This window comes from Frankia gtarii, assembly GCF_025403375.1.
GTDB classification, from domain to species: Bacteria; Actinomycetota; Actinomycetes; order Frankiales; family Frankiaceae; genus Frankia; species Frankia gtarii.
The window spans coordinates 1-5,172 of the sequence record NZ_JAMPTM010000378.1; the positions used below are offsets into that span (position 1 = coordinate 1).

Annotated in this window: 6 protein-coding genes; 4 read left to right on the top strand and 2 right to left on the bottom strand. The window is 74.9% G+C overall.

All coding sequences use genetic code 11. From position 1 onward, the window contains the following. The first annotated feature begins 119 nt into the window (after nucleotides 1–119). A complete protein-coding gene (locus tag NBZ83_RS29825) occupies nucleotides 120–725 on the top strand; it encodes a TetR/AcrR family transcriptional regulator (protein WP_261576285.1) in 606 nt (201 codons plus the stop codon). A gap of 225 nt (nucleotides 726–950) precedes the next feature. On the opposite strand, the gene NBZ83_RS29830 is transcribed toward NBZ83_RS29825, so the two are convergent. Beyond that, nucleotides 951–1,904: a hypothetical protein gene (locus NBZ83_RS29830; RefSeq protein ID WP_438803270.1), complete on the bottom strand. Its 954-nt coding sequence runs from the start codon at nucleotides 1,902–1,904 to the stop codon at nucleotides 951–953. Nucleotides 1,905–2,728: 824 nt separating this feature from the next. Here NBZ83_RS29830 and NBZ83_RS29835 point away from each other — a divergent pair. The 3 genes from NBZ83_RS29835 to NBZ83_RS29845 all read left to right on the top strand — a co-directional run bounded on the left by NBZ83_RS29835 (nucleotide 2,729) and on the right by NBZ83_RS29845 (nucleotide 4,449). After that, on the top strand, nucleotides 2,729–3,397 hold the full coding sequence (locus tag NBZ83_RS29835; RefSeq protein ID WP_261576286.1) for a TetR family transcriptional regulator: 669 nt from the start codon (nucleotides 2,729–2,731) through the stop codon (nucleotides 3,395–3,397). Continuing rightward, nucleotides 3,397–4,188: an SDR family NAD(P)-dependent oxidoreductase gene (locus tag NBZ83_RS29840; RefSeq protein WP_261571227.1), complete on the top strand. Its 792-nt coding sequence runs from the start codon at nucleotides 3,397–3,399 to the stop codon at nucleotides 4,186–4,188. Before NBZ83_RS29835 ends, NBZ83_RS29840 begins: the two co-directional genes overlap by 1 nt. Nucleotides 4,189–4,278: 90 nt before the next feature. Continuing rightward, nucleotides 4,279–4,449: a hypothetical protein gene (locus NBZ83_RS29845; protein ID WP_261571226.1), complete on the top strand. Its 171-nt coding sequence runs from the start codon at nucleotides 4,279–4,281 to the stop codon at nucleotides 4,447–4,449. A 153-nt stretch (nucleotides 4,450–4,602) separates the two neighbouring features. Here NBZ83_RS29845 and NBZ83_RS29850 read toward each other — a convergent pair whose 3' ends face one another. Continuing rightward, entirely contained in the window at nucleotides 4,603–5,142 is a 540-nt protein-coding gene (locus NBZ83_RS29850; RefSeq protein WP_261576287.1) for a GNAT family N-acetyltransferase, read from the bottom strand. Between the last annotated feature and the right edge of the window lie 30 nt (nucleotides 5,143–5,172).

A 5,172-nucleotide genomic window follows, 5' to 3' on the forward strand; every position in this document is an offset into this window, starting at 1 on the left:
CTGGGAGGGCATCAGGGTTCCCTTCACCCGGACGGCTGGCTAAAGCTAGGAGTTTGTGTTGGGGCTCGGGCGGCGCTCGCCGAGAACTAACGCAAAATGTTTGCGTTAGAATTCCTGGTGTGAGTCCGGAGGGTCCGCGCCCCGGTGGGCGCAGCGCGCGCGTACAGGCCGCCGTGCACGCTGCCGTGTGCGCGTTGCAGGCCGAGCGGCCGCGTCACGCGATCACCGTGCCGCTGATCGCGCAGCAGGCCGGGGTGACACCCTCGACGGTCTACCGGCGCTGGGGGGATCTCACCGAGCTGCTCGCCGACGTCGCCGCCGAGCGGATGCGCCCCGACGCCCCGCCCACCGACACCGGCACGCTGCACGGGGATCTGTGCGCCTACGCCGAGCAGTACCTGGAGGAGATGTCCGCCCCCACCGGCCGGGCGTACCTGCGCGACGTCGTCGCCTCGGCCGACCCCGGCCGCCCGGCGGGGCGCTGCGACACCTACATCCGCGCCCAGCTTGAGATCATCGTGGCCCGGGCGCAGGGGCGCGGTGAGCGCACCCCGCGGGTCGGGGAGATCGTCGAGCAGGTGATGGCGCCGATGATGTACGGGATCCTGTTCGCCGTCACGCCGATCGCGTACCCCGACGCCGTCCGTCTCGTCGAGGCGATCCTCGCCCGCAGCACCGTCCTCGCCCGCAGCACCGTCCCGGCCGGCGCGCACCCGGCCCGCTGACGTCCACCGGCAGGCGGGTGGCCGGCGCCGTACTCGTTCGTCACCCTGAGCGGACCGGTGGTGCTGTCCGAGGATGTGACCGAGGTGCGCCGCTGGGCCACCCGCATCGCCGTCCGTTACACGGGCGTCGAGCGGATGGACATCGCCGGGCTCACCCGGTGACCTGGCCGCGCCGTGGGACCCCGGGCAGCTGACGACGCGGTCCGGGTCTGCGCCGGGTGGGGGTCAGGTGGCGCCGGCGGTGCGGGGGGCACGGTCGACCGGGGGCGAGGAGATCAGCAGGAGGATCTCGTGTACCCGGGTGGACAGCAGCCGCGAGGGGCGCACGTCGAGGATGGCGACCATCTCGTCGAGGACACCGCCGGCGGTGGCCGGGTCGTGGTTGACCAGTGTGGTGGCCAGCGCCCCCAGCGCCCAGCCGCGTTCGAGGGTGCCCGGGGTGGTGATCGACACGGCGCGATATCCCGCGGAACGGGCGCCGGGCACGGACAGCCGGGCCATCGCGTCGGCGACGACGCAGGCCTCGCGGACGTCGTCGAAGGCGGGCCAGCCCGGATGGCGCAGGCCGCGCACGACCGGGCGGTCGCGCAGGCGGGCCAGCGCGGCGTCGACGCCGGGTTCGTCGCCGGCGGCCGCGGCGAGGGTGACCTCGGCGGCGGCGGCCCAGCCGTGCAGGTAGGGATCTTCGACGGCGGCGGCGCGGGCGGCGGCGGCACGGGCGGCGTCGAGGCGGCCGTCGGCGAAGGCGATGGCGGCGTCCAGGCTGCGGGAGGTGCCGGTGAGCAGCCGGTCGTCGAGCTGGGCGGCGAACTGCTCGGTGAGGGTGGCGAAGCGCCGCGCGGAGGTGTTCGCGCCGGTGTCGGCGGACAGCACGCCCAGGTAGAACGACAGGTAGCCGGCGACGCGGGTCAGCTCGATGTGCACCGCGGGTGACAGTCGCCGTGCCAGGGCGGCCTGTACGCGGCGCCAGTCGCCGATGATCGGTCCGAGCAGGCTGGTGTGGGGCGTGCTGAGCAGGGTGGTGGCGTAGCGGTAGAGGCGGTCGTCGAACTCGCTCAGTGCCAGCGGGTCGGGGTCGGCGTAGGCGATCTCCCTGGAGATCATCGCCGCGGCGCGGGCGGCGGCGGGCAGGGCGAACCTGTCCGGCGCCTGCGTGCCCGCCAGCTCCACCGCGTCCATGCCCTGCATCCCCTCCACCTCCCGGCCGGGCTTGCACGCCGCCGGTCTGCTCGCCGGGCCCGGGCCCGCCACCACGTCCGGGCCCTGCCGCGGCCCGGGCGGGCCGGCGTGCCGCGGCGGCGTGGGCCGCGGGCGATACCCGAGCCTGTCCGTCACGTCGCGTTACCGACAGGTGTCCGTGCCCGGTGCCCGCCCCGCCTCGGCGGGCCCGCTGCGGGGTGCCGGAGCTGGGCTTCGACCTCGGGCCGTCGGTGCCGCGTGTACGGCGGTGGTTCTCCCGATGAGTGGTCGGATCGGCGGACGATGCGACGGTGGGCACGCTACCGCGCCCCCGGGGGGGTCTGTACAGAGGTTCGGCGAACTCCACACCGCCCCCAGGTTGTCCAGGGGGGACATTCCGCCTCTTGTCGGCGGCGGAGGTGGCGTGTAAAGGGGGCTGCGGTGGTCCGGCCGGGCTGGGTTTCCCGGCCCGCGGGCCTGGTCAGGGCCGGCGTCGGCGCGGCGGGCCCGGGCGGACGGTGTCGACGGTGTCGACGGCGGTGACGCTGCTCACCGCGGCGGGGCCGGCTCGGGTCGGACCGGGCCGGGTGGGCATACCGGTGTCGCCGGGCCGTCCGCGTGCCCCCCGGGTGGGGGTCACCCGCCGGTGGTCGCCGCCGGTGGTGGGCGGTGGTGGGTGACGGCGTCGGCGGCGAAGGGCGCCGGTACGTACATCGTCCAGACGCTACCTGCGGTCCGGGGCGTGGGGCGGGGCGGCGGCGTCACCGGCGTTTGACATACCGTCTGGTCGGTTTATTGTGGGATGTATGGGTGATGCGGTGCCGATGGTTCCGGCGACGGCCAAGGGTGAGGCGACCCGCGCCCATCTGCTGCGCGTCGCGGCGGTGGTGTTCGCCGAGCAGGGCTACGCCGCGACGACGATGGCGCAGCTCATCGACGCCAGCGGGTTGACCAAGGGGGCGTTCTACTTCTACTTCCGGTCCAAGGCCGAGCTGGCGCTCGCCGTGCTCGGCGAGCAGAAGACCCGTTTCCTCGACCGGGTCGTCGTGGCGCTGGCGGGCCGGGAGCGGGCCGTCGACGAGCTGCTCGCGATGGTCCCGGTGATGGTCGAGCTGATCGAGGGTGACCCGGCGGCGTGGAGCGTCACCCGCCTGGCCCGGGAGCTGGCCGGCGAACCGCAGCTCACCGCACGGGTCCGTGCGTCGATGGCGGCCTGGGTGACGCTCGTCGCCGATGTCGTGCGCCGCGCGCAGGCCGAGGGCGACCTGCGCGCCCACGTCGACGCCGACGCCCTCGCCGCGGTGCTCGTCGCCGCGTTCGACGGGTTGAAGTCGCTCACCGACGTCCTCGATGGCCCGCGGGCCTCGGCCCGCTTCGCCGAGCGGGCGGGGGTGCTGGTCGACCTCGTCGACCTGGCGTTGTGCGGCGGCCGGGGCGAGGTGGGCCCGACGCGGCCCGGTGAACAGACCGACCAGATGGCAGGGAGACGCTGATGGACCTGCAGGGACAGACCGCTGTGATCACCGGGGCGTCGACGGGTATCGGCGCGGTGTTCGCCCGCGAGCTCGCGGCGCGTGGTGCCGACGTCGTCCTCGTCGCCCGGAGCATCGACCGGTTGCAGGTGGTGGCCGAGGAGATCACCGCCCGGCACCCGGTGCGCGCCGAGGTGGTCGCCGTCGACCTGCGCGACCCGGGCGCCGTCGACGTCGTCGCCGAACGGGTCGCCGCGGCCGGCGGCCGGGTGGACCTGCTGGTCAACAACGCCGGTTTCGCCACCCACGGCGACCTGGTCGGGGCCGACCCGGTCCGCCTCGCCGACCAGGTGCGGCTCAACTGCGTCGCCGTGGTCGCGCTGACCGCCCGTTTCCTGCCGGCGATGGTGGCCCGCGGGCAGGGCGCGGTGGTCAACGTGGCGAGTACCGCGGCGTTCCAGCCGCTGCCGCACATGGCCGTCTACGGGGCTTCCAAGGCGTTCGTGCTGTCGTTCAGCGAGGCGCTGTGGGCGGAGGCGCGCCCGGCGGGGGTGCGGGTGCTGGCGCTGTGCCCGGGTGCCACCGAGACGCCGTTCTTCGACGTCGTCGGCACCCGCGACAGCGTCGTCGGCGCTGTGCGCACACCCGAGCAGGTGGTGGCCGCCGCGTTGCGCGCCCTGGAGCGGGGCCGGCCGGTCGCGATCGACGGGCGGCGCAACGCGCTGCTGGCCCGTGGCGGGCGCCTGCTGTCCCGGCGGATGCTGGTGAGGATCGCCGAGCGCACCATGCGCCCGACGCCCGCCGGCACCTGAGCGCCGCCCGCACCTGAGCGCCGCCCGCACCTGAGCGCCGCCGGCACCTGGTACAGCACAGCACCGCAACCGGCAGGCGAGGTGGGCGGCATGCACCAGGCATGCATCGCCAGGATCGCCAGGCTTGGTTACCGGCAACAGGTCACCTACCAACCCGCCGACCACTACTGGGCCCTCCAAGGATCCGAAACAGCGGTCTTCCTCGCCCTGGCCCTGCTCCTGACCGGGTTCTGCTTCTGGTGGACCCGCCGCCTGTCCTGACCGAACCCCAGTCCACCCGCCCGGCGTACACGCGCCTCGTTTGCCCTGGCCGAGGGACCGCTGCCGGTCTTCGGTCGTGGTCGTGGACAGCGGGGCCGTCGGCGCAACCGCTCCTACCGGTCCCCGTCGACCCACGCAGCCGCGCGCAGCGGTTCAGGACGCCGACGCCCGCGCCGTGTCGGCCGGGGTGAGGGGGCGGGTGAAGGCGACGCGGTGCAGGCCCGGCCCGTCGTAGTCGGGCTGGACGTCGACGCCGTCGGCGGTGCGCCGTCCCGGAATGACGTGGAAGCCGAGGGCGGTGTGGAAGGCCACGGAGGTGGCGTTGCCCGGGCTGGTGATCGCCTCGACGCGCCGCGCGCCGCCGGCGGCGGCCTGGGCGAAGAACCACCGGTACAGCGCGGCGGCCACGCCGCGGCGGCGCAGGGCCGGGTCGACGCCGACGAAGTGGATGTAGGCGGCGTCGGGCTGCGCGGCGGAGCGGAAGGCGATCAGGAAGGCCGTCAGCCGGCCGTCGACGGCCTCGCCGAGCACGCAGGTGTTGGCGAAGTGCTGGAAGAACAACCGGGGCAGCAGCAGGGCCCGCTGCCGGGAGCCGGCCTCGCCACCGAAGCCGCCCCACCAGTCGTCCAGCACGGCGAGCACCCGTGCCTGGTCGGCGCCGCGCGGCCGCCGCCAGCGTAGCTCCCCGGCCAGTGCGGATGGTCGGGGTGGTCGGGGCCTGTC